The 21,154-nt window shown below is 65.4% G+C and carries 20 protein-coding genes; 9 read left to right on the top strand and 11 right to left on the bottom strand.

The window, feature by feature from the left end; all coding sequences use genetic code 11:
- Positions 1–28 precede the first annotated feature (28 nt).
- The 6 genes from AC1MCD_RS15270 to AC1MCD_RS15245 all read right to left on the bottom strand — a co-directional run bounded on the left by AC1MCD_RS15270 (position 29) and on the right by AC1MCD_RS15245 (position 8,298).
- Entirely contained in the window at positions 29–1,588 is a 1,560-nt protein-coding gene (locus AC1MCD_RS15270; protein ID WP_498673099.1) for an ArnT family glycosyltransferase, read from the bottom strand.
- Complete coding sequence (locus tag AC1MCD_RS15265; protein WP_498673098.1) at positions 1,585–3,186, bottom strand: glycosyltransferase family 2 protein; 1,602 nt, start codon at positions 3,184–3,186, stop codon at positions 1,585–1,587. The genes AC1MCD_RS15270 and AC1MCD_RS15265 overlap by 4 nt, the downstream gene beginning before the upstream one ends.
- Entirely contained in the window at positions 3,183–3,689 is a 507-nt protein-coding gene (locus AC1MCD_RS15260; RefSeq protein WP_498673097.1) for a hypothetical protein, read from the bottom strand. Before AC1MCD_RS15260 ends, AC1MCD_RS15265 begins: the two co-directional genes overlap by 4 nt.
- On the bottom strand, positions 3,686–6,628 hold the full coding sequence (locus AC1MCD_RS15255; RefSeq protein WP_498673096.1) for a galactose oxidase-like domain-containing protein: 2,943 nt from the start codon (positions 6,626–6,628) through the stop codon (positions 3,686–3,688). Before AC1MCD_RS15255 ends, AC1MCD_RS15260 begins: the two co-directional genes overlap by 4 nt.
- Positions 6,625–7,158 carry a GtrA family protein gene (locus tag AC1MCD_RS15250; RefSeq protein ID WP_498673095.1) on the bottom strand — a complete coding sequence of 178 codons (534 nt, stop codon included), beginning with the start codon at positions 7,156–7,158 and terminating at the stop codon, positions 6,625–6,627. The genes AC1MCD_RS15255 and AC1MCD_RS15250 overlap by 4 nt, the downstream gene beginning before the upstream one ends.
- Before the next feature lie 261 nt (positions 7,159–7,419).
- Positions 7,420–8,298 carry a hypothetical protein gene (locus AC1MCD_RS15245; RefSeq protein ID WP_498673094.1) on the bottom strand — a complete coding sequence of 293 codons (879 nt, stop codon included), beginning with the start codon at positions 8,296–8,298 and terminating at the stop codon, positions 7,420–7,422.
- A 249-nt stretch (positions 8,299–8,547) separates the two neighbouring features.
- Between AC1MCD_RS15245 and AC1MCD_RS15240 the strand changes: the two genes are divergently transcribed.
- Both AC1MCD_RS15240 and AC1MCD_RS15235 read left to right on the top strand, forming a co-directional pair.
- Positions 8,548–9,903, top strand: coding sequence for a phenylacetate--CoA ligase family protein (locus AC1MCD_RS15240; RefSeq protein WP_498673093.1), 1,356 nt, complete (start codon positions 8,548–8,550; stop codon positions 9,901–9,903).
- 518 nt (positions 9,904–10,421) lie between these two features.
- Positions 10,422–11,840, top strand: a complete 1,419-nt coding sequence (locus tag AC1MCD_RS15235) for a MinD/ParA family ATP-binding protein (RefSeq protein WP_498678372.1) — start codon at positions 10,422–10,424, stop codon at positions 11,838–11,840.
- Between the two features lie 214 nt (positions 11,841–12,054).
- Here the strand turns inward: AC1MCD_RS15235 and AC1MCD_RS15230 are convergent, their stop codons facing one another.
- Both AC1MCD_RS15230 and AC1MCD_RS15225 read right to left on the bottom strand, forming a co-directional pair.
- The gene (locus AC1MCD_RS15230) at positions 12,055–12,381 is read right to left on the bottom strand and encodes a hypothetical protein (protein WP_498673092.1); all 327 of its coding nucleotides are present in this window, start codon (positions 12,379–12,381) and stop codon (positions 12,055–12,057) included.
- Positions 12,382–12,725: 344 nt separating this feature from the next.
- Positions 12,726–13,478 (bottom strand): SDR family oxidoreductase, encoded by a 753-nt coding sequence (locus tag AC1MCD_RS15225; RefSeq protein WP_498673091.1) that lies wholly within the window; start codon positions 13,476–13,478, stop codon positions 12,726–12,728.
- Positions 13,479–13,717: 239 nt separating this feature from the next.
- On the opposite strand from AC1MCD_RS15225, the gene AC1MCD_RS15220 reads away from it, so the two are divergent.
- Positions 13,718–14,047, top strand: a complete 330-nt coding sequence (locus AC1MCD_RS15220; protein ID WP_498678370.1) for a hypothetical protein — start codon at positions 13,718–13,720, stop codon at positions 14,045–14,047.
- Positions 14,048–14,113: 66 nt separating this feature from the next.
- Here AC1MCD_RS15220 and AC1MCD_RS15215 read toward each other — a convergent pair whose 3' ends face one another.
- The gene (locus tag AC1MCD_RS15215) at positions 14,114–14,455 is read right to left on the bottom strand and encodes a hypothetical protein (protein WP_498673090.1); all 342 of its coding nucleotides are present in this window, start codon (positions 14,453–14,455) and stop codon (positions 14,114–14,116) included.
- 120 nt (positions 14,456–14,575) lie between these two features.
- Between AC1MCD_RS15215 and AC1MCD_RS15210 the strand changes: the two genes are divergently transcribed.
- The 5 genes from AC1MCD_RS15210 to AC1MCD_RS15190 all read left to right on the top strand — a co-directional run bounded on the left by AC1MCD_RS15210 (position 14,576) and on the right by AC1MCD_RS15190 (position 18,333).
- On the top strand, positions 14,576–15,793 hold the full coding sequence (locus tag AC1MCD_RS15210) for an MFS transporter (protein ID WP_498673089.1): 1,218 nt from the start codon (positions 14,576–14,578) through the stop codon (positions 15,791–15,793).
- 225 nt (positions 15,794–16,018) lie between these two features.
- Complete coding sequence (locus AC1MCD_RS15205) at positions 16,019–16,552, top strand: alternate-type signal peptide domain-containing protein (protein WP_498673088.1); 534 nt, start codon at positions 16,019–16,021, stop codon at positions 16,550–16,552.
- 68 nt (positions 16,553–16,620) lie between these two features.
- Positions 16,621–17,232 (top strand): hypothetical protein, encoded by a 612-nt coding sequence (locus AC1MCD_RS15200; protein WP_498673087.1) that lies wholly within the window; start codon positions 16,621–16,623, stop codon positions 17,230–17,232.
- A gap of 133 nt (positions 17,233–17,365) precedes the next feature.
- A complete protein-coding gene (locus tag AC1MCD_RS15195) occupies positions 17,366–17,863 on the top strand; it encodes a signal peptidase I (RefSeq protein ID WP_498673086.1) in 498 nt (165 codons plus the stop codon).
- Positions 17,860–18,333 carry a hypothetical protein gene (locus tag AC1MCD_RS15190; protein WP_498673085.1) on the top strand — a complete coding sequence of 158 codons (474 nt, stop codon included), beginning with the start codon at positions 17,860–17,862 and terminating at the stop codon, positions 18,331–18,333. Before AC1MCD_RS15195 ends, AC1MCD_RS15190 begins: the two co-directional genes overlap by 4 nt.
- On the opposite strand, the gene AC1MCD_RS15185 is transcribed toward AC1MCD_RS15190, so the two are convergent.
- Positions 18,321–19,388: a flavin-containing monooxygenase gene (locus tag AC1MCD_RS15185; RefSeq protein WP_498673084.1), complete on the bottom strand. Its 1,068-nt coding sequence runs from the start codon at positions 19,386–19,388 to the stop codon at positions 18,321–18,323. The two genes, AC1MCD_RS15190 and AC1MCD_RS15185, sit on opposite strands and share 13 nt — an antisense overlap.
- Before the next feature lie 99 nt (positions 19,389–19,487).
- Here AC1MCD_RS15185 and AC1MCD_RS15180 point away from each other — a divergent pair, with 99 nt between their 5' ends.
- The gene (locus tag AC1MCD_RS15180; protein WP_498673083.1) at positions 19,488–20,129 is read left to right on the top strand and encodes a TetR/AcrR family transcriptional regulator; all 642 of its coding nucleotides are present in this window, start codon (positions 19,488–19,490) and stop codon (positions 20,127–20,129) included.
- A gap of 17 nt (positions 20,130–20,146) precedes the next feature.
- On the opposite strand, the gene AC1MCD_RS15175 is transcribed toward AC1MCD_RS15180, so the two are convergent.
- Complete coding sequence (locus AC1MCD_RS15175) at positions 20,147–21,055, bottom strand: phosphatase PAP2 family protein (protein ID WP_498673082.1); 909 nt, start codon at positions 21,053–21,055, stop codon at positions 20,147–20,149.
- Between the last annotated feature and the right edge of the window lie 99 nt (positions 21,056–21,154).

Genomic DNA, 21,154 nt, shown 5'->3' with positions numbered 1-21,154 from the left:
GTTGCTTGACGACTTTCGGTGAGCTTTCTTACTCCGGGATGTTGTCAAACCTTTGAAACACCCGCCAGAGGTGGCCGCTAGCGGGGGCGGTGACGGTGTCAGTCTGCGTGAATCCGTACCGTACCGGCTCGAGCTGCCGGCCGATGTCCGTGCTGCCGTCCAGGATGACAATCTGGAAGTAGTTGTCCTCCAATGCATGCTGGTAGGCCGCCAGTCCCTGGAGCAACTCATGGCCCATTTCGTCGGGGTCGTCATAGACGAACGAGCCCTCATAGGTCGCCGTCCACTGCCAGGGGTCGGTCTTGTCCGCCAGGGAGTAGGTCAGCGGTTCCGGGACCTCAGCCAGCGCTCGAATCCACGGCATGGAGTCCACGGCGAACTCGACGGTCTTGTGCAGGGGTGTGGTGTCGGCCCAGACGCTGAACAGCTTCTCGGACTGGATCAGCCCGGACATTAATGCGCCGTAGCAAATCCCCACGATGAGCAGGATGGAGGCACGCCTCGCGGCCCGCACCATGCCCGAGAGCATGGCCCCGGCCAGCGGCGCACCGAAGATCATGCCGAGCACCAGGTGCTTGTGCAGGGACACGGCCTCACCCATCAAGATCTGGTAAGTGGGGGCCATCACCGTACCCGCCAGCAGCACTACCGCGAGGATCGGCTGGCGGCGCAAGAGGTAAATCCCGCCAGCGATCATGAGGGCAAAGGTGATCCCGGCCCAGCCGGCGACCTGGCTGAGCAGGGTCCAGACGGGTGTCGCATTCACCATCCCGGCCCGGTCGGTCGTGGTCATCTGGAGGCCGACCAGCAACTCCGATGCCCAGGTCAGCACGGAGCCAATCAGGAGCACCAGTGTGGTGAGGCCGGCGACAATCCCGCGGGCCACAGCCCGCCCGCGGGTTGAGCGCACCGCCCACCCCACCACCAAGGTCAGCAGCAAGACGACCGGCACATCGATGGCAGAGGAGTACTTCAGCATCACCGCAAGGGAGCACAAGGCGCCGATCGCCACGCCCCACAGAACCGAGCGGTTGCCCTTGCTCGACCAGATGCTCACCGCCACCGCCCAGGCGATGAGGGTGAAGCTGGGGGCGTCGAAGGTAGCGAAGTTGGACAGGAAGATGACCGGCGCGGACACGGCGAAGATGAACGCGGAGAAGATCCCCGCCATGCGCGGCCGGGGATGGTGTTCGAAGAGAACGTTTGCGGCCCAGTAGACTGCCACCGTTGCGCTGAGCATGCAGGCCGTGGAGAACAGCCGCACGAGGGTCAGCCCGCCGAGTTCGTCCAGCAACGCCGCCAGCACCGGGTAGAGCATCGGCGCGCCTGAGAAGAACGTCTCGGGGTTGCTGTACACCTCCATGTTTGGGTCAGCCCAGGAGTCCATGAGCCAGCCACCGGTGTAGATGTACAGCGCCTCGTCCTGGAAGGCCGTGTTGCTCAGGCGCAGCGCTGAGACGGCCTGCACGAGGAGGATCAGGGTGATCGGGATGTGCCGGAGGTAGCGGTCTGCCCCGGACCGTTTGGCGGGCGGTAGGAAGGATTCAGCCGCCGCCCGCCACACGGGCCGGGTGTCGATGCTCGTCACAGTGTCTTCTCCAATGTCGTCGGGGCGGCCGCAGCGGCGGCTGCGGTGGAACGCCCCCAGCCCATCGCGAGCGCCGCCACCGGGATAAATACGTAGGTTGAAAGCGCGAAGAGGGCTATCGTGGCCCAGAACTGGTGGATTCCAAATCGGTATGCCCCCAGCCCCAGGCCCAGCAGGGTCAGCGCCTGGGTGATCAGGATGTAGGGCCCCATGAAGGAGCGCACGCGCTGGCCGATGGGCACTCGCTTGGATTTGCTGCCGGTTGGTATCCACTCCGAAACCAGACCCCGAAACAAGTCGGCGATGCAGAAGAAATGGGCGAAGCCGTAGATGGTCTGCACCCGCAATACGTCCAGCCGCCAGCGGCCCAAGGACACCGCCGGAAGCACGATTAGCCAGAGAGCCACCGCCCCCAGCAGGGGTAGTGAGTTCACCGGGCTGACATTCTGGGGAAACAGGAACGCCATGACCATCAAAGGAACAGGTGCGAGCAGAGCGAGCACCGCGGTGCTCATGTAGTACACGAAGCCCGACCAGTAGCTCATCCGCTGCCGCAGGGTCAACGAGTGGGTGTCGTGGAAGGAATTCGATGCCACGAGCGACATCGAGCCCTCGCACCACCGGTACTGCTGGGCAATAAAGGAGTCGATGTCCGTAGGAGACTGCCCGCGGGAGACCAGCGTTGGCACGTACTTGAGTTGATATCCCTTCTCCTGCATGTGTAGGCCGGTATAGAGGTCCTCGCTGTGGCCGATGAGCGGGAAGCCACCGATCGCGTCCAGCGCCTCGCGGCGGTAGACGGCCGATGTTCCGACGCAGATTGCTGCGCCCACCGCATCGCGCGAGGGCTGGATGAACCGGTAGAACATTTCCTGGGTTGCACCGGCGCACCGCTCCAGCCAGGACATTGTCCGGTCTGTGTAGAAGTGCTGCGGGCTTTGAACGATGCCGACCGCGGGGTCGTCCATGTAGGGCACGAGCTCGTGGAGGAAGTCCGGCCGCGGCACAAAGTCCGCGTCGAAGATCACCACGTGGTCGGATGACGTGCGCTGGTAGGCGTACTGGAGATTCCCGGCCTTTTTGTAGGCGCTGCCCGGGCGGGCCAGGTACTCGAAGCCGTTGAGGTCGGCGAGATCGCGGACCTCTTCCCGACCGGCGTCATCGAGCATATGAATTCTGAGGTCACCCGCCCACACCAGATTCCGGACATGGTGGGCCGTGTTGGCCAGCACATCCAGGTCCTCCCCGCAGGTCGGGATGAACACATCGACGCTTGGCAGCTGGGTGGGGTTCCACAGCTCGACGGTGGCCGCGTGGTCGGTCACTGTGACGATCCTGCGAAAAGTGGAAGTCCTCAGGCTCAGGACCTGTTCGACGACGAAGAGGACAAGGGGCAGCAGGAAGATCAAGGTCCAATACGACTGCATGGCCAGGCCGACGAAGCTGAACGCCACCCCGGCCATCGCGAGGGCGGCGACCCAGAACACCCAGCGGTGTTGCGGTGTACGAAGGTAGGAGTACTTCTCCTCATCGTCGGGCGGCATCAGCCACCCGAAGGTTGTCGGGCTCGGGAAGGTGGTGGTGCCGGGCATTTTCATGTGCGGTCTCCTGCACCGCACGCGATGCGGTCCTTGTTGGTGTCCAGGTTGAGGGGGTCGGCTTCCCCGAGCGCCAGGCCATCGGGAAAGAGTGTGCGCACTTCGGTGCAGGTCCAAAGACGTGTCAGCTTTTGCGGGGCAACGTGACCGGCGTGTGCGGTCTGCGAGGGTGGGACCAGCGGCAGGCACTGGCCCTCCTTGCCGTATTGGGGGACACAACCCTTATTGCCGACGGCAGGCTTATCCCGGGTAGCCTCAACGGCTTCACGGGGTATGCCGTCGCCCAGGACAATGTCCTTGGCGACGGGTCGATTTTCGCGGGAGGCGGCCTCCAAGAGACTGGTCTGTCGCTGGCTGGCCGGGTCGAGTTCGGGCGCGGCGGGGGCGCCGGCCGTCCTAACTGACTCATTGACCGGCGTCATCACCTGAGCGGAAGCCGCCACGCCCCCGATGCCGAGCACGAGGACTACCCCGAGCAGCAGGGTCACGGGTTTCTTGTTCACTTGATCATCACCCACTTGGCAATTGACGGGACGTCGTTGGAATCCGTCACGAAGAGCATGTACGGACCCGGGGGAAGGATGTTTCTTGCGTCGGGAATGGCGAGATTGAGATTCCCGCCGCTTACGGTGAAGGGCACGTCGACCAGCCGGGCGTTGGGGTCGCTTTGGTGGGTCACTGACATGGGGGCGATGAGGCTGACCTTCTTGGCGGCGGCCCCGGCGGCGAACGTGGCCGGGACGCTGACCGTGCTGCCGTAGGCCATGTCGGCGGGTGCGGCACCCACTGTGGGCCGGGCGCCTTTGAAGAAGTACCCGGGCTCGTAGATCGAGATCCTCAGCTCGAAGGAGTTGTCGGCCGGGTTGCCGCCCAGCGCCACCACCCGCCCGTCCGGCAGGAGCACGGCGCTGGAGTGGTAGCCGCGGCCGATCGGGTCAGCTGCGACGGGGACCCATTTTTGTGTCGCCGGGTCGAAGATCTCCGAGCCGATGACGTCCTGGGTGCGCACCCCTGCGCCGCCTCCGGTACTGAGCACCGTGCGATCGGGCAGGATCACGGAGTTGACATACATCTTGGCCGTGGGCAGGTCGCCCGCCGGCCGGTAGCCAGGGCTAAGCTCCTTGAGGTCGATGACGTCGGTGAGCTTACTGGGGGCCGCGTTGAACTCCGTGTACCCGCCCCCGGTCACCATCACGCGCTGGTCCTGGGCAGGGGGCAGGAGCACGGATGCTCCCTGGTCGCGCAGGTCCTTGTCGCGAAGGCCGGGCACGTCCTGGATCATGCCGGAGACGATGTCGTAGAAGCTCGCCCCCGACCCCGTCAGGCCGGCATTGAAGGTGTGGACACCGGAGTAGAACAGGCGTCCGTCGGCAAGGAGGTGCATGCCGGGGTAGGTGCCCCAGCATTGCCCCGCCTGCTTGACCTCGGTCGGGGCCAGCCAGCGGTTCTCGGCTGCGCGGAACAGCTCAGTGGCATCCGACCCGGTCCCGTCCGTGTCGTACCCGCCCGTGGCGTAGACGTCGCCGCTTCCCAGCTTCGTCAGCGTTGGGTACCAGTGGCCGTCGCTGCTGTCGTTGACACGGGTGAACGCTTCGGTGGCGGGGTCGAAGATGAAGCTGTCCTTCAGCCCGGTGAAGGCCTGGGTCTCGGTTGCGAAGTCCTTTGTCCCGCCCATGATCAGCACCCTGCCGTCCGCCAGCGTGACATGTCCCGCGCAGAAGAAGTCAGCGGGCACCGGAAGGGTCTTGAAGGTGCGGGTGTTGGGGTCCCAGAGGTCGGCGGTGAACCGCTTGGTCGAGTACAGGAAGCCGTTGTTGCCGTCGCCCGCAATCATCAGGACTTTGCCGTTGTGTAGCAGGGTCGAGTGCAGGTTCCGGTTGGGCATCTCGTAGTTCTGGACCGTCCAGCGGCCCTCGGTGATGTTGACCGGATCGTTATCGGGCCGTGGCTGCGGGGCGGCCACCTTGGCGATGGCGTAGTTGTCCGTGAGCAGGGTGCCGTTGGTGCTGATGGTGAGGCCGAAGCTGAGGCGTGCGGTGCCCTCAGGGATGAGCGGAGTGCGTGCGATCGCCTTGCCCCACGTCTCCCGGGCCGCAACGAACACCAACTCGCGCCAGTACTCCCAGCCGGACGCCGTTTGACGGTACACGCTCATGCTGACCGGGGTGGTCGACTTATAGTCGATCGACAGGTCGTACGCCTCGCCCACTGCCACGTCCGGCGCGCACCCTGCGCGCTCGGCCGAGACCAGTTTGCGGTCGCCGCTGACCCGGTTGGAGATGGTGATGCTCCAGGACCGGCCCGAACCCGATGGGGTGTCGGTGGAGAAGCCTTGGGCCAGTGTGTGGTCGCCCCAGCCTGCGGGCGAAAAGCAGTCCGGCGTATCCAAGCCCGCCTCCAGGGTGCCGTTGGCCACTCCGGCGGTGCTTGCGGGGGGCGGCGGGGGCTCGATGGGTGGCGGCGTAGAGTTCGCCGGAGCGTACGCAAACTTGGCGACCGCGCCCCCTCCGGCCTCGAAGAACTCCACCACGATGTCGTGCGCGCCTGCGGTCAGCGTGCGCGTGACGGTGTAGGCGGTCGGGCTCTGGTCCTTCCAGCCGTCGATGACGACCTGGCCGTCGACCTTCAACCGCACCCCGTCGTCGCCGATCAGGTCGAACTTGTACGAGCCGGCAGTTAGGGTCGGCTTTGCCGACCAGCGCGCTGAGAAGTTGTCCGCGTTGACGCCGGGAGCCGGCGCCCCATAGGTGTCCAGCTGTACGGACGTCTCGGTCCGGGTGAGCACTGGGGTGCCCATGAGCTTCTTGTTGTTCCAGTATTGCGCCGTGTATCCCCCTGTGGGAGCTGGGGGCTCGGTGGGCGGGGGCGTCGGCGTGGTGCCGGTCTGCGTCGCGGCGAAGTCATCCATCACCACCGTGCCGTTGCCGGGCAGGGTGACGCCCCAGGCGATGGCATCGGTGCCCGCAGGCACCATCGGGGTACGGGCTGAGGCCACGGTGTAGGCCGCTGCGGCGGGCAGGAACGCCGCCTCGGTCCAGTAGGTCCAGCCGGCCGAAGTTCGGCGCATCACCGACAGGTTGACCCCGCGCGTTGCGGTGTACCAGACGGAGAGATCGTAGGTTTGGCCAGCGGTCACTGCCTGCGCACAGGCCTCGTTCTCCTCGGTCATGAACTTGCGGTCACCAGAAACGTGGTTGGCGATGGACAGCTGTGCGGCCCGACCGGTGCCGTCCCGCCCGGGGACAGGGGCCAGGGAAACCGTGTTGTCACCCCAGCCACCGACCTTGAAGCAGTCGAAGTCATTGCCTGTCCCGGCGGACAGGCTGCCGTTCTTGACGCCCGGAGTTACGGCCTGCGCGGCGTCAGGAGGGACCGCGGATACCAGGCCCGCGCAGAGGGCCATGGACAACACGGCTACAACCCATCGAGGCCATCTGGTCATGCTGGTTCCAGTTCTGTAGGGACCAGCACGGGATCGCTGGCCGAGGGGCGGAGCTGGTAGACCACGCGTGAGGTAAAGGCGAAGCGCACAAGAAACGCGACGGCGAGGGCTAATGCCTGGGCGGCCACGCTGGGTACAAGGACAAGCTCCACCAGCAGGGCCACTAGCGGCATACGCACGAGGGTTTCAATGTTGTTGAAGCCGAAGCTGGCCGCGAAACGCTGCCACAACGGCCGGCCCTGCCGCATGTCGCGGAATACCAGCCGCTCCTGCAGGAGGAAGTTGCTCAGAATGGTTAGCTCCGTGGCCACCACTGCCGCCACGAGGTAGTGCATACCAGTGCCGAGCATGACGGACATGATCCCGAGGTTGAGCACGGTGCCAAATGCCCCCACGGCCGCGAACTTGGACATGCGGCCGAACCGCGAGCCGATGCGTCGACGGAAGGTGGCGGCGCTTTCGGCTAGTACTCCTGCCGGGACATCCGCCGTGTCCGTTCCGGCATTGTTGCGTGGCCTAAGGGCGGCCATATGCTTCTACCGGTGGCAGCAGCCAGGACATTATGGAGTCAACGGGGGATGATTGGACCTCGGGCCTGCGACACATGCTGAGTACTGTACGGACGGCCTTACGGCCGAAACCCGAGTAAGCGTTACCCGGATTTTCTGCCTGAAACGGCCGAAGACTACTTGTTTGGTCAACTCTTTACTCACGGTAGGTGAGCAGGTAAGCGGGGAAGTCTTATGGCCCCGCAGCCGAGAAGCCAGTGATCTAGGCCTTGTTGCTGTCTCCTAGGTGGTGCCCTCCCGGAAGGAAGCGATCATCGCCTCAATCTTCTTGTGCTCGTCGGACGCCGAGTAGGCCTGCGCTTCGGCAAGTGTGCTGAAGTCGCTGCTGGCGATGAAGAGAACGGTGCGGTAAGTGACGCCGTTCGTGGCCATCACACCCGTTTCCACCAGGCCCAGCCCGTACATCAGCCGCGGCACCATGGCAGCAGGCGGCGGCCCGGAGCTCATGCTGAGGGACGTGACCACCTGGACGTTGTCCGCCCACTGGTTCTCCACGCGGTCCTCCGGGAACTCCGTCAGGTCCAGCGCCATGGAACGCACCACAAACGCGCCTGATTTCGACAGCGTCACCACCCCCGGCACATCGCCCAGATGAACGGCGGGACGTTCCACGCACGGGCACTCCGCACCCCACGCCACCAGGATGGTCAGGGACGCCATAACCGTTCCGTCGGGGTCCACCACCGACACCGCCCCGGAACCTGGCGGGCCTCCCATGGCGGAGTCCTGCACCGTCCAGTCGGACGGGTGGTCAAAGGTGTACTTCACGTCTTCCGAAGTCCCCGAAAAGCTGGAAAGCGCGACGGCGGTGCTGCCGCCGTCGGGCGTTGAACCGGGAGTTGGGCCGGGAGTCGGGTTTGGGGCCGGCTCCGGGGCCGGAACGGCCGTTGGGTCGGGCATGGACGTTGAACCGGCCGAGGACGGGGTGGGATCGGAAGGGTTCGCCGGCGCCGGAGTTGGCGGCGGTGCGGAAGCCTGGCTGGTGTCCTGCGTCCCCGCCGTGGGCGCAGGCGCGGGAAGCCCGCCGCACGAGGTGAGGGCCAAGACCACGGACAGTGAGGCGGGGAGGAGCAGCAAACGCGACGGATGGTGCCTGTTCAAGCGGACCTCCTCGGATCGCACAAAGCGCTTTCCCTGATAGTACGGGCGCCGGCCTGTTCCGGGAGGAGGGAAAAGGTTGCAATTGCGGGAAGTTTTGGCTCCGGCAAGGTATCCACCGTGCATTCACGGGCTGCAAGGGCGCTTCCGCCGGCGTGGGCCCTTCGGCTCTGTTGGCCCGCAGGCAGCCTGGCAACACTTGGGGCATGGGCACTGTGCATAAGCTCCAACCCAGCCGGTAGGCACCCAGCCATGGACCTTCGGTTGATTGCACGGGTGCTGTACCTGCGATCTGCGTGGCGAAGGCGGGACCAGTGGGATGCGGCACGGATAGCGAAACATCAGGAACGCGCCCTGCAGGAGCTGCGTAGCGCCGCCTATGCAGGCTCGGAGTTTTACCGGCGCCATCACGCGGGTCTGCATGATGCTCCCTTAAGCCGGCTGCCGTCCGTGACGAAGGCGGACCTGATGGAGCACTTCGACGAGGCAGTTACTACTCCGGACCTGAAGCTGGCGGACCTGGAGAACCACCTCCGAACCCTGACCGAGACCGATGGGGATCCGGGTCTGCCGTGGCAGGGCCGGTGGTGGACGGCGGCGACGTCCGGGACCACGGGCCGCCTCGGAACCTTCGCGTGGAACCGCACGGAGTGGGCCATGGTGCTGGCCTCGTATGCCCGTGCGAACGACTGGGCCGGGATCTCCGCCGGGCTGACACGGCCGCTGAAAGTGGCGCTGGTCAGCTCCCGTGTCCCCACGCACCAGTCCGCCGTGGTTGGAGCCTCATTGCGCTCCGGACTCGTTCCCGCCCTCCGGCTCGACGTCACAGCGCCCATGCACCAGACGGTCGACGCGCTGAACTCCTTCCAGCCCAGGGTCCTGGTTGGCTACGCCTCAGCTCTCAAAGCACTCGCCGCCGAGCAGCGCGCCGGGCGGCTGCGCATCTTCCCGCAGGGCGTGATGTCCGCCTCCGAAGTGCTTAGCCCGCACACCGCGTCAGAACTGGCTTCGGCCTGGGACAGCGAGCCCGTCGACGTCTACGCCGCGACGGAAACGGCCGGAATCGCCTCGCCCTGTATTTACCGGAACCGCCACGTTTACGAAGACCTGCTGATCATCGAACCGGTAGACCAGGACGGCAACCCCCTCCGGCCCGGAACAACCGGGGACAAACTCCTGGTCACCGTCCTGTTTTCCAGGACCCTCCCGCTGATCCGCTACGAAATGTCCGACACCGTGCGGCTGGGCGGACGGGGCTGCCCCTGCGGACGCTCCTTCACTGTCATGGAGGACATTGAAGGCAGGATCGAAGATGTCCTCCACCTGCCCGGCAGCGCTGGCAGCGTGAATGTCCACCCGATGGTGTTCCACGAAGTCCTCGATCAGGCCGCCCTCGCAGGATGGCAAGTTGTGCAGGAACCCTCGGGACTGCGGGTGCTTCTTGTGGGCCTGGCACCGGGAAACTCGCTGGACGGAGTCAGCGCCGCCGTGGCCGGCGCCCTCGCGAAGGCAGGCGTTGTGCGGACCGGCGTGGACGTGCAGCTGGCGGACCAGCTGGAACGTACACCTTTGGGCAAAGCCCCGTTGGTGCGCCGTTTGAAGAGTTAACTGCGACAGCCGTCAGCCGCTAAACGGGCGGCGTCCCGAGGGATGGTCATGGGAGCCGAGGCAGCCTCCGAAGCTCAGTAACCTTTGTATGACTTGTCAACAGCTGTGACTTACGGCTAGCGTGACCGGTGATCGCATGGGGGATCACTGCTAACCGACGGAGGCCGCATTGGCTCTGATTGACTATGCCTTGGCGCTCTGCGCGCTTTTGGCCACACTGCTGATTCCTTTTTGTGCGATGTACCAGGTGCTCCGCCTCAAGCGGCGCGCCATACGGGTAACCGCCACGAGGAGTGACCGAAGCTAGCCATGCCCTATGTTGATATCAACCCGCACAAGGGCCGCCCGAAATGGCAGGCCTACGCGGTCCTGACCGTCCTATTGGTGCTCACCGCCTGTGTTGTGGTGGCCGCCCTGACCCGCCACTGACCTCGTCTTCTGCCTCAGCGCCTAGACTGGTTGACTGAACAGTCCGTATAGTGCCGCAGAACCTTGAGCCGAAGTCCTGGGGGACAGACATGCCCGATCCGGCGGATCACAACGCACGTGCCATTGCAGAGGATGCAGGGCAGTCGCAACCGCCCCGACGACGCCGCGACCTCCGCCGCGCCGACGGAGCGCTTTCGGATGCCCAGACAGGAACCATGCCAGCAGTAACTCCCGAGCCTTCCACCACGCCCGACGGCGGCACCCCGGTACCGCGCCGCAGCTCTTGGGCGGAGGCCGCGGCAGCCGCCGACCAGGCCAAACCTGCGGCACACGTACCGGCACCAACCCGCCGGCCGGCCAAGCCGCCGGTCACCGCGCAGCCGCAGGCTCCGCAGCAGCCGGTACAAGAACCGCAGCCCGCGCAGCGCGCCGCGCCGGACTACGTCACCACCGCGGTGGCGGACGACGGCGACACTGCCGCGCCGCCGTCGTCGTACGTTTCTGAGGAAGCACCGGTGGAAACGCCCGCGTTCCGGCGCGTCCGGCCCACCGCCGCGGACGTGATTGCCGAGAGCCCCATGCCTGACTTCATCAGCTCCCCGGGCCTGTTCGTGAAAGAGCAGAAGCCCCGGCCCGTGGGCGGCCTCCGCGGCGCCATCTACGCAATGACCGGCGGGGCCTGGAACTTGGGGCCCAGCGCCAAGCAGCGCGACGAGGACGAACTGGGCCGCCGGATCGCCCGCCAGTTGCAGGGCAGCTACAACACGGCGGTGCTGAGCCTCAAGGGCGGCATCGGCAAGACCTCCACCACGGTGGGTGTGGGCCTGACCCTGGCCGAATTCCGCGGCGACGCGCCCTGCGCCATCGACGCCAACCCGGACTCCGGCGACCTCGTGGAGCGTGCCCTGGGCGAGGGGATCTACCAGCAGGCCAGCCCGCGCACCATCACGGACCTGCTCGCGAACATCGAGTCCGTGGACTCCCTCACCGCCCTGGCCCGGTACATGCACCACGCCGGCCGCCTGCACCTGATTGCGGGGGAGCAGGACCCGGAGGTCTCCGATTCGCTGACGGCCGCCGAGTACCTGCGGATCCGCAAGCTGATCTCCAACTACTACTCCGTGGCTCTGACCGACTGCGGCACCGGCGTGACCCACAACGCGATGAGCGGGATCCTGCAGTCGGCGGACAACCTGGTGATCGCCGCCGGGTACGCCGTTTCTGGCGCGAAACGCGCCCGCAGCACCCTGCACTGGCTGGCCAGCCACGGCTACGAGGACCTGGCCCGGAACGCGATTGTGGTCATCACGGACAAGGACGAGGTCTCCTCCCGCGTGGACAAGGACGCCATCGAGGAACACCTCGCCGGGATCTGCCGCCAGCTCATCGCGGTCCCGCACGACCGCGGCGTGGCCGACGGCGACCTGGTCACCCTGGACGTGCTGAAGCCGGAGACCCGGCGGGCGTACAAGGAGATCGCCGCGGCCATCGTGGACGGGTACCGGTAGGCCCCGTTCCTTCCCCAACTAAGTAGCACTAAGTGTCGTTTTGAGGGCTCAAAACGACACTTAGCGCTACCTACATTTGGGGGGTGAGAGGGCAGCTACCCGTCTATTCGGATACAGCTGCACGCTCAGTTCATGGAAATCAGAAAGTGGAAAGTTTGCGGCTGGCACTCTGGCCCGATTGATGGGCGCTGCGGATGCCTTGCCTGTGATGCCCTTAGGCGGCGATCAGGTCGCGCCCTGCGGGGGCATTCTCACGGCGCGGCGCCAGCACGCTGATGGTGCAAGGCGCCTGCTGCGGATCGATCCGGGCTGGCAGGTGATGGGTGTCGGAAGCGGCATGGAGCATGTCCAGTGCTTCGTCATCCACCCACGCATGACTGATGTCCAGCTTCAGGTCCAGGCCTTCCCTCAAGGAATTGGCCCGCTTAACTACTACGTACAGTGCGTTCACGCTGTGGACGGTGATATGCCCCTTTGCAATCACCAGAGCCTGGGCGTGATCCAGATCTACACGGACAACGATGTTGAGCTTGGAGTTCAAGTTGTAAAGCCTTCCCCGGCAGTGGCTGCGACGCTGCAGCCTCTTGCTATTTCTTGCTATGGCCCGCTTCTTAAGCCTTACTCAGAGTAGGGAGTAAATGTGACCCACGCAACATTGACATATTTGTGACGCTGAATCGTGACCCGACACACGGGCCTAGTTGCGCTGATCCTGAGCTTTCGCCGTTAGCGTCAGCGGACCAGCCAGATGAAAGGTGCGTCAACGATGACCATTCTTGAATACGTGTCAGGTCTCAGCATTATCCTCGGATCCTTGGTGGGCGCCATGGGTCTCGTGGCAGGGGTTATGCACTTCAGGCGGAGCCACTAGGAGCGCCGCGGAACCTAGGTTCCCTGCGTCCCGGACTCCAGCCAGTCATCAAACTTTTGGCGTCCGACGGCGGCGCCCGCCTCCGGGAGGAGGTCCCCGTTCCGCATCGCGCGCCACAGCGGCCCCGGCGCGGTGAGCTCAAGGACGCGTTTCTTTTGGCCCTGCTTTCGGGCATAGGCCCGGACGAGGTCCGCCATCTGTTTGCGTTCAGGGCCGCCAAGGTCAGCAACCCGTCCCCGCGGTCCCGCCTCTGCGGCGTCCACTAAGGCTTCTGCCACTTCGCGCGCGGCCACGGGTTGGGTGGCCATCCGGGGGACCAGCACCAGCGGGCCCAGGGAGCTGCGCTGGAGCATCTGCTCCGCGAACTCATGAAACTGGGTGGCGCGCAGGATGGTCCACGGCACCTCGGCGTTGCGGACCAGATTCTCCTGGGCCAGCTTCCCGGCGTAATAGCCTGCGGCCGCCTTGTCCGTTCCCACGATGGAGAGTGCCACGTGGTGCCGAACCCCGGCCGCCTTCTCGGCCCGCAGAAGGTTGCCGGTAACGGCCGTGAAGAAGTCCACGGACTTCTTTCCGTTCAGCGTCTGAATGTTGGCCACATCGATCACCGCGTCCACGCCTGTGAGTGCTTCGGCCAGGCCTTCGCCGCTCACCAGATCCACGCCGTCGGCCCGGGAGAGGCTGACTGCGCTGTGGCCACGGGCCCGGGCGATGCTGACCACAAGGCGTCCAACTGTTCCAGTTCCGCCTGCAACTGCAATGTTCATGCTCCGAATCCTAGGGCACCGGCATTCCAGGCCACGGGCACTCCAACGCGCAGGCACTCCAAAGCGCGCGCATGCCAGGGCGCCGCGCAAGGACGTGTCCGACACAATCCGTATACATATTGCGCAGATCACACGGAGCTGCCTAATACTGAATGTGGCTGCTGAAGCGCGGCCACTGGCCGCAGCGTCGCGGCCTCCCCGGCTGCAGCGTCGCAGCCACGCAAGGAAGGCACTTGACCGTGACCGATAAGCTCAGCATTCTCGTCCGCGTAGATCTCGACCACGCGAGGGCCCAGGTTCTCGCCAAGGGCCACGTCACCATTCACAGCATCCAGGCCATTTATGTTGTGGTGAAGCGAGCCAACGCCCTAAGGCATAATCTTGTCCTCGAATTGGACATGCGACATGCCCGGGTCGACCCAGAGGCGCTACGCCTGCTTGAGGACTGCTCCGAAGCGCATCATCTCCCGATCAGGTTCGACCCGCAGCAGACCCCGTGCACCTTGAGCATCCTCGCCCGGCGGCATGCGGTGCACACAGCGAACAACACGCCCAGCGTGGCTGCCTGAACCAGTGCGCTCTGAACTCATGTGCCGAGCGGAAGTCCCCGCCGTCGGACGTTACCTGACCGGACGTTAACCGGCGGCGGGAATCCTGCCGGCCAGCTCCGCGACCGGGGCGAACGCCCAGCGCTCTGTTTCCGGCTCGAAGCTGACCACCACGGAGGCCTCAAACCCTCGTGCCTCATCGAGGGCGAACAGCAGAGCGTCTTCGAGGTGCCCTGCATACTCCTGCCGCTCGGTGGACGAGCCGGGCAGCCCGCCGTCGTCAATAATCACGTGGGCCTTACCGTCCACGATGACTTTCAGCGCGTAACCCTGGTCGTCGTGGAGAGACCCCCGGGTGGACGCGATTTCCGTGACCTTGTCGGCCCGGACCAGGCTGTTGCTGATGGTGCGGATCCACACCTCACCCATGAGACCTCCTCGGCTGCGAGGGGCACGCGGAAACGGCCCCACAAGGCAAACGTTAGTCCTTGCGGGGCCGCTTGTGACCCCTGAACACTGGGGAATTTCCCCCGGCATAAGATAAATCTGATGACTTCGCCAGGAACCCCGCCCCCGTTCAACTTCCGAAGCATCGCCATACCAGCGTTTGGGCCCGCACTGTTGTTCTGCATCGGCGAGGGCGCAGTGCTTCCCGTGGTGGTCCTCTCCGCGCGCGACCTGGGTGCATCCGTGGCTGTTTCGGCGCTGATCGTCACGCTCATCGGGCTCGGTTCGTGGTTCTTCAACCTGCCCGCCTCCCTTATTACGCTCAAGTTCGGCGAACGCTGGTCAATCGTCGGCGCCGCCGCGGTGGGTGCCCTCGCGCTCGCAGCGGCGGCCATGTCTTCCCTGATCCCCAACGGCCTCTTGCTGCTCGCGGTGGCGATGATCGTCGTCGGGATGGCAGCCAGTGTCTTCAGCCTGGCGCGGCAAAAGTACCTCACCGAGGCCGTGCCCCTTCAGTTCCGCGCGCGGGCTCTGTCAACGCTGGGCGGGGTCAGCCGGATCGGCGTCTTCGTGGGGCCGTTCATCGGCGCCGGCGTGATGCAGTTCGCGGGGATCGCCGGGGCCTACTGGGTGGGGGTGGTGGGGATGGCAGCGGCCGCTGTTCTGGCCGTCACCATCCCGGATTTGGTGGTCCCGCCAGCGCCCGACGGCGGCCACAAGACTCCGGAGCCGACGCTGCGGAACGTGGCGGTCGCGCATGCCGGGGTGTTCCTGACGCTGGGTGCGGGCATCCTGCTGCTCAGCGCGCTGCGCGCTTCCCGTCAGGTGGTGATCCCGCTGTGGGCAGACCATCTGGGGATGGATCCGGCCCAGGCGTCGGTGATCTACGGGCTGTCCGGGGCGATCGACATGCTGGTGTTCTACCCCGCCGGCAAGGTGATGGACCGGCGCGGCAGGCTGTTTGTGGCCGTCCCCTCCACCATCATCATGGGCATCGCGATGCTGCTGATTCCCCTGACCGGTTCCTTTGTTGGTCTGCTGTTGGCGTCGCTGCTGATCGGGTTCGGCAACGGCATCAGTTCCGGGCTCATCATGACGCTCGGCGCCGACTTCTCGCCCGACCGCGGCCGTGGCCAGTTCCTGGGCCTGTGGCGGTTCATTGCCGACGCCGGATCAACCGGCGGGCCCGTATTGCTGTCCGGGGTGACTGCTTTGGCGACGCTGGGGGCCGGTGTTTCGGCCACCGGGCTGCTGGGTTTTGCCGCGGCCGGCGTGTTTGCTGTGGTGCTGCCGCGGCTCAAGCACCGGCGGAACTACTAGGGCCGGTTTTTGTCACTTCGATGGATTAGCTACTCACGGGTAGAAATCCATCGATTGGAGAGAATCCGCAGGTCAGTGCCCCTTTTGTTGGTCATCATTTTCTTGCGGAAACCTTGACATTTTCGGCCCCAACCTTGACGAAATCCGTCGCTAAATCCTGATTTTGACGGTGCATTGTTGTTTTCAGCAAGACAACCAAGCACGCAAAGTCTGAGGGGACACATCATGAAGAACAGCACACTCATCAAGGGATCCGCAGCCATCGCCCTGGGCGCAGCACTGTTGCTGGGCGGCGGCGGAACACTCGCCAACTGGAACGCTGAAGCCAGCACCACGCCGGGCACCATCGTTGCCGGCGACCTGAACATCCAGACCGCTGCCGGAACCTGGACGGACCGGGCGGGCACTGTCATCCCGGACATCGCTACCTACAAGGTGGTCCCGGGTGACAAGCTCACCTTCAAGCAGGACCTGACCGTCACGCTCCACGGAAACAAGATGGCCGCCACCGTCGCCACCACCGGCGTCACCCCGACCAACGGCTTCACCGCCGCCAACGTGACAGTTTCCCCGGTGGCTCTGTCCGTCGGAACGGCCCCGCTCGCTAACCCGCTGGTGGCCTCGGCCGGCACCCAGACGGTTACCGCGACGGTCTCCTTCGAGTTCCTGTCCGCCACCGCCGGCCGTGACGATGTGAACAAGTCCTACGCCTTCAACACCGTAGCGTTCCAGCTGACCCAGTCCGGCCTGTCGTCCTAGTCTGAAGAGGGCGGCCGGCTGACGGGCCGCTCTCACAGGACAGAATCGGACACGGACCAGGAGGAACGATGCGGATCCCGCGGACGCTGCGAGCAGGTTTGCTCATCACAGCGGCTGTGGTCCTTGGGCTGCTGACAGTCCAGGGCACCTATGCCCTGTGGAAGGCCGGCACAACGGCCGCACCTGGCACCGTTTCCTCGGCATCCTTCGACGTCAGCCTCAAAGACAGCCCATCAGGGACTCCCGTCAACATGACCCTTCCCAGTGGGGGTCAGGCCACCATCGGCCTGACCCCAGCCGGGACGCTTTCGCCGGGTAGTCCGGTATTTGCAGGCATTGTGGCCGCCAACAACAGCAACGCCGGCGGCACCTTCAGCACCCACCTCACAGCTGGACCGCCCACCGTATCCAATGTGGGGACGGGCACCCTGGCGCAGTACGTGATCGTCAGTGCGGTGTTCGCCCCGATAGGAACTTCCTGCAGCGCGGCAACGGCATACGCGTCACTGATGACCGCTGGACTCACCACGGCCACGGCGGTACCCAAGGCCGCTTCCACGCTTCTTTGCTTCCAAGTCAGCCTCCAATCCAATGCACCAGCCTCCGTGAAAGGCCAAGCCGTGAACATCGCTCTCCCCATCACCGCTCGCCAGCTCTGCGGGGTGCCCAGTGGCTGCTGATCTTTCCTTCGTAAGCCACGGAGGCTCGGGCCGTCGTCGCAACGGTTCGGTGGTTGCCTCAAATGCTGCCGTAAAGCCAGCCCAAAGCAGCGTCTGGGCCGGAATCGGGCGAATCCTGAACATGGTTGTGCTCATGACCGCCGTCCTCGCCGCGATCGTGTTGATCGGGGTTCCCCATGCCACGGGCTCCGGCTCCTATACGGTTCTCACCAACTCCATGGCGCCAAAATTCCCGCCCGGAACCTTCATGGTGATGAAGCCCGCCGCGTTCGACGATCTCAAGTACGGCGACGTGGTCACCTTCCAGCTGCACTCCAGCCGGCCCGAGGTGGAGACGCACCGGATCGTGGGCTTCAGCGCAACCCAGGCCGGGGAGAAGACCCTCGTGACCAGGGGCGACAACAACGGCACCAACGACGCTGAGTCGGTCCGCGAGATACAAGTCAAGGGCAAGTTGTTCTACGCCGTCCCGTACGTCGGTTATGCAGCCAACGCCTTGGGCAACGCCGACCGCAACATGTGGGTGACTCTCGCCGCGGCCAGCCTGATCGGGTATGGCGGGCTTCTGATGATCAAAGGTGTCCGTGGCCGCGGGCGCTCGTCGAAGGCTTCTGAAGAAGCAGCCGCGTGAAGAAGTTCGTGCAGCTGCCAGGAGCTGCGCTGGCAGTCGGAGCCTTTGTGCTGTCGGTCCTCCTGGGCGTCGGCGGGGCTTCGGCCTCGGCGCTGTGGCAACAGTCGGCCACGGCGACGATGAGCGTGACGGCAAACGGCACCTGGCCCGGACAACTGATCTGCTCGTTCGCTGATAACGCTGACAAGTACGTCAGCCTCGCCTACTCCTTATCCGGAACGCCTACTGCCTTGACGCTGTCGGCAAAGAAGGCGGATGGCACCTACGGCCCGGCGTCCAGCGTCACCCCGGTTAACGCGTCTGGAACCATCCAGCTCAGGGGCGATTCAACCGTACTCGCCCAGAGCAACGGCATGAGCGTTGTGAGCGTGCGGCTGACAGCAACATTTGCAAACCAGCCCCAGGTGATCGCCGAGACCACCGTGCGGTTGGACACCGGAACCAGCAGCGGCAAGATCTACTGCTCCTGAGCCCAACTCAACGCCCGCTGGTGAACTTTGAGATGCTCCACCACGTACTCCGCGTCCCGGCCCACGCCACCCACCAGCCCGGACGTCAGCGCGTACTGGAACGGCATGCCCACGAAGTACAGGCCCGGCAGCTCCGGCACAACGCCGCGGCTCGTGGCAGGCCAGCCGTCTACGTCCAGCGGAAGTCCCTCGATCCAGCCGAACGCCGGACGGTAGCCCGTCGCCCAGATGATGGTGCGGACGCCGGCGGGCACGTCCCCGGCGGCAGCGATCCGGGGGAGCCGCACAACCCCGGCCCGCTCCACGTCCTCCACCGATACCCGGATGAGCGGCGAGCCCTGACGGTGGAACCCGGCCGCGACCTTCCGCCCTGGCTTGGTGTCCAGCGTGAGCAGCGAGTTCACCAGGCGCCAGTACAGCGGGCCGGCGAAACGGAACACCGCGTCCGGGATGTGCTTGGTAGGCCGGCCCGCGAGGTAGACGGTTCCCGCCGGCCTGTCCTGCGCCAACTCCAGGGAGATTTCCATCCCGGAGGTCCCCGCGCCGGCCACCACAACGGCACCCTCCGGGAGTCCCGACGGGCCACGGTATTCGCTGCTGTGCAGCTGAAGAATCGAAGCATCCAGTGATTGCCCGGCTTCGGGGACAAAGGGAGTGGAGTTTGCGCCCGGCGTGGCAATGACGTTCCGTGCCCGCAGCTCCCCGGCGCTGGTCTGCAGTTCAAAGAGACCGTCCGCACGGCGGACTGAATGGACCCGGACTCCTGTACGGACAGGCAGCTGGAAGCGGGCCGCGTACCCCTCCAGATAGTCCGCAAAACCCTCCTTGCCCGGGAAACTCCCGCCGGCCGCCGGGAACTTCAGGCCGGGCAGGGCGCTGTACCGGGCCGGCGTGAAGAGCCGCAGCGAATCCCACCGCTGCCGCCAGGAATCACCCACCCGGTCCGCCCCGTCGAGGATGGTGAAATCGAGCCCCGCCTGTTTCAGGTAGTACCCGGCAGCCAGGCCCGACTGCCCCGCACCGATCACCAGAACGTCCATAATGTGCGAATCCATCGCCGGCTCCTTCGCCCGATCCGGGGCACGGCTTCTGCGACTGCCCTGCGGATTTCATTAGAATAGCATTCCAGTGAGTGTAGGGATAGTCTATGTTTTATGACTGCTTCAGCCCCCGCTTCCCGAGCCCCGAAGGCCAGTCGCCGGGCCGTCCAGGCTGCAGAAACCCGCGCACTGATCGTGTCCGGGGCCGCACGGCTGTTCGCCGAACAGGGGTACGTGCCCACCACCGTCGAGGCCATCGCGTCGGAGAGCGGCGTTGCCCTGCAGACTGTCTACAACTCCGTGGGGAACAAGGCGGCGCTGCTGTCCGCGGTGCTGGACGCCGCGGCGTCGGGCCCCCACTCGCCGTCGAACGTTCTGGAACTGATGCGGAAGCGGACCGCGGAAGCGGCCGACTTCGACGCCCTCATCGCGGCCATGGCTGACTGGTTTGTCGAGGTCCACCGGCGCACCGGACCGGTGGTCGGGGTCATCGCCCAGGCCGCCGCCGTCGACCCCGCCGTGGAGAAGTTGCAGTCCGCACGCGCGCTGCAGCGGCTGGAGCGGTACGGAGAGGCCGCCGCCGCGGTCCGGGCCCGCGGCGGGTTGCAGTCGGGAATGTCCGACGCCGATGCTGCCGCCGCCATTTGGTCGCTGGGACACCACCAGACCTATCGCGCACTCGTGGGGGATGCGGGCTGGTCAGTGAAGGCCTACCGGGACTGGCTTCAGCGCTCGCTGAGTGCGGCACTGACGTAACCGCAGCGGAGGTGCGGTCAGCGCCTTGGTGCGTCCCGCCGTCGTGCGGCGTACGCGAACAGCGAGGTGGTGGCCACCGTGGCAAGGTACCCGGCAATGACAATGAGCGCGATCCCGGCCCAGAAGTAGTTGGTGGTGCTGCCCTCCTGCAGCGGGCCCGGCGCGATCTTGGCGAGCGAATACACTGCCACAGCGGCCGACGCCAGCCCGATCGCCACCGGCAGCTTGAGCCAGATCCGCGCCGAACCGAGATGCCTGTCGAAGCCGTCCCACACGTTCCAGGTACCGCCAAGCCTGAGGATCAGCCAGCCGGCGGGAATCATGAACGCGCCCACCAGAAGGAAAGCTGCCACGACGTCGGCCGGGCGGTGCCACTGGTTGATCAGTGTGGACACCCCGGAGGCGATCGCGAACGTGCCGCCCACAAAGCCGGCCAGCGGACGCCACCTCGGCGAGGACATCAGGAACACCGCCGCCGCAGCGGACGCCGCCAGGGTGGTGTGCCCGGACGGCAGGGAATTCAGTTCCAGCGTCACCACGCCCTTGTCCGGGCGTGCCGGCAGCACGTCTTTAAGGACCTGGGTGGCAATGTTGGCGCCGATGCACGCGGTGAGGGCGATCCCGGCCGCCGACCACCGCCGCCGGATCACCGTGACAAACAGAATGACGACGGCGGCCATCACCAGGGAGATGGTGGGCAGCCAGTCCAGGAACTCGGTGGCTGCCTTGCCCGCCGGGCCGTGGATGTCCACGGCCTCAACCAGGGCGGACTCGTCGATGAACTGGCCCGTAGTGGTCTGGACAAAGTAGTAGTACGTGGCCATCAGACCCACAACGCAGGCAAGCGTGGCCAAGAAGAACATAAAGCCGGAGCCGGGGGCAGGGCGTGCGGGAGTGCTGATGCGCGCGGGCTTCGACAAGGTCATCAGTTAAGGGTGTCACAGAATTCTGTGAGGACCTCTCACCCGGGTAGCTCTCACCCAACTAGGTAGCAGTAGATGTCGTTATGGAGCCTCAGAACGACA

The sequence above is a fragment of the Arthrobacter sp. BF1 genome (assembly GCF_056680215.1).
The sequence above is the reverse complement of the archived record's forward strand: the minus strand, read 5'-3'. Positions and strand labels throughout refer to the sequence as shown.

What these genes read in the sequence shown, in the direction of transcription:
- AC1MCD_RS15265 (WP_498673098.1), bottom strand. Translation starts at nt 3,186, where the DNA reads ATGAAAATGCCCGGCACCACCACCTTCCCGAGCCCGACAACCTTCGGG.
- AC1MCD_RS15255 (WP_498673096.1), bottom strand. Translation starts at nt 6,628, where the DNA reads ATGACCAGATGGCCTCGATGGGTTGTAGCCGTGTTGTCCATGGCCCTC.
- AC1MCD_RS15250 (WP_498673095.1), bottom strand. Translation starts at nt 7,158, where the DNA reads ATGGCCGCCCTTAGGCCACGCAACAATGCCGGAACGGACACGGCGGAT.
- AC1MCD_RS15240 (WP_498673093.1), top strand. Translation starts at nt 8,548, where the DNA reads ATGGACCTTCGGTTGATTGCACGGGTGCTGTACCTGCGATCTGCGTGG.
- AC1MCD_RS15235 (WP_498678372.1), top strand. Translation starts at nt 10,422, where the DNA reads ATGCCCGATCCGGCGGATCACAACGCACGTGCCATTGCAGAGGATGCA.
- AC1MCD_RS15225 (WP_498673091.1), bottom strand. Translation starts at nt 13,478, where the DNA reads ATGAACATTGCAGTTGCAGGCGGAACTGGAACAGTTGGACGCCTTGTG.
- AC1MCD_RS15215 (WP_498673090.1), bottom strand. Translation starts at nt 14,455, where the DNA reads ATGGGTGAGGTGTGGATCCGCACCATCAGCAACAGCCTGGTCCGGGCC.
- AC1MCD_RS15210 (WP_498673089.1), top strand. Translation starts at nt 14,576, where the DNA reads ATGACTTCGCCAGGAACCCCGCCCCCGTTCAACTTCCGAAGCATCGCC.
- AC1MCD_RS15205 (WP_498673088.1), top strand. Translation starts at nt 16,019, where the DNA reads ATGAAGAACAGCACACTCATCAAGGGATCCGCAGCCATCGCCCTGGGC.
- AC1MCD_RS15200 (WP_498673087.1), top strand. Translation starts at nt 16,621, where the DNA reads ATGCGGATCCCGCGGACGCTGCGAGCAGGTTTGCTCATCACAGCGGCT.
- AC1MCD_RS15195 (WP_498673086.1), top strand. Translation starts at nt 17,366, where the DNA reads ATGACCGCCGTCCTCGCCGCGATCGTGTTGATCGGGGTTCCCCATGCC.
- AC1MCD_RS15185 (WP_498673084.1), bottom strand. Translation starts at nt 19,388, where the DNA reads ATGGATTCGCACATTATGGACGTTCTGGTGATCGGTGCGGGGCAGTCG.
- AC1MCD_RS15180 (WP_498673083.1), top strand. Translation starts at nt 19,488, where the DNA reads ATGACTGCTTCAGCCCCCGCTTCCCGAGCCCCGAAGGCCAGTCGCCGG.
- AC1MCD_RS15175 (WP_498673082.1), bottom strand. Translation starts at nt 21,055, where the DNA reads ATGACCTTGTCGAAGCCCGCGCGCATCAGCACTCCCGCACGCCCTGCC.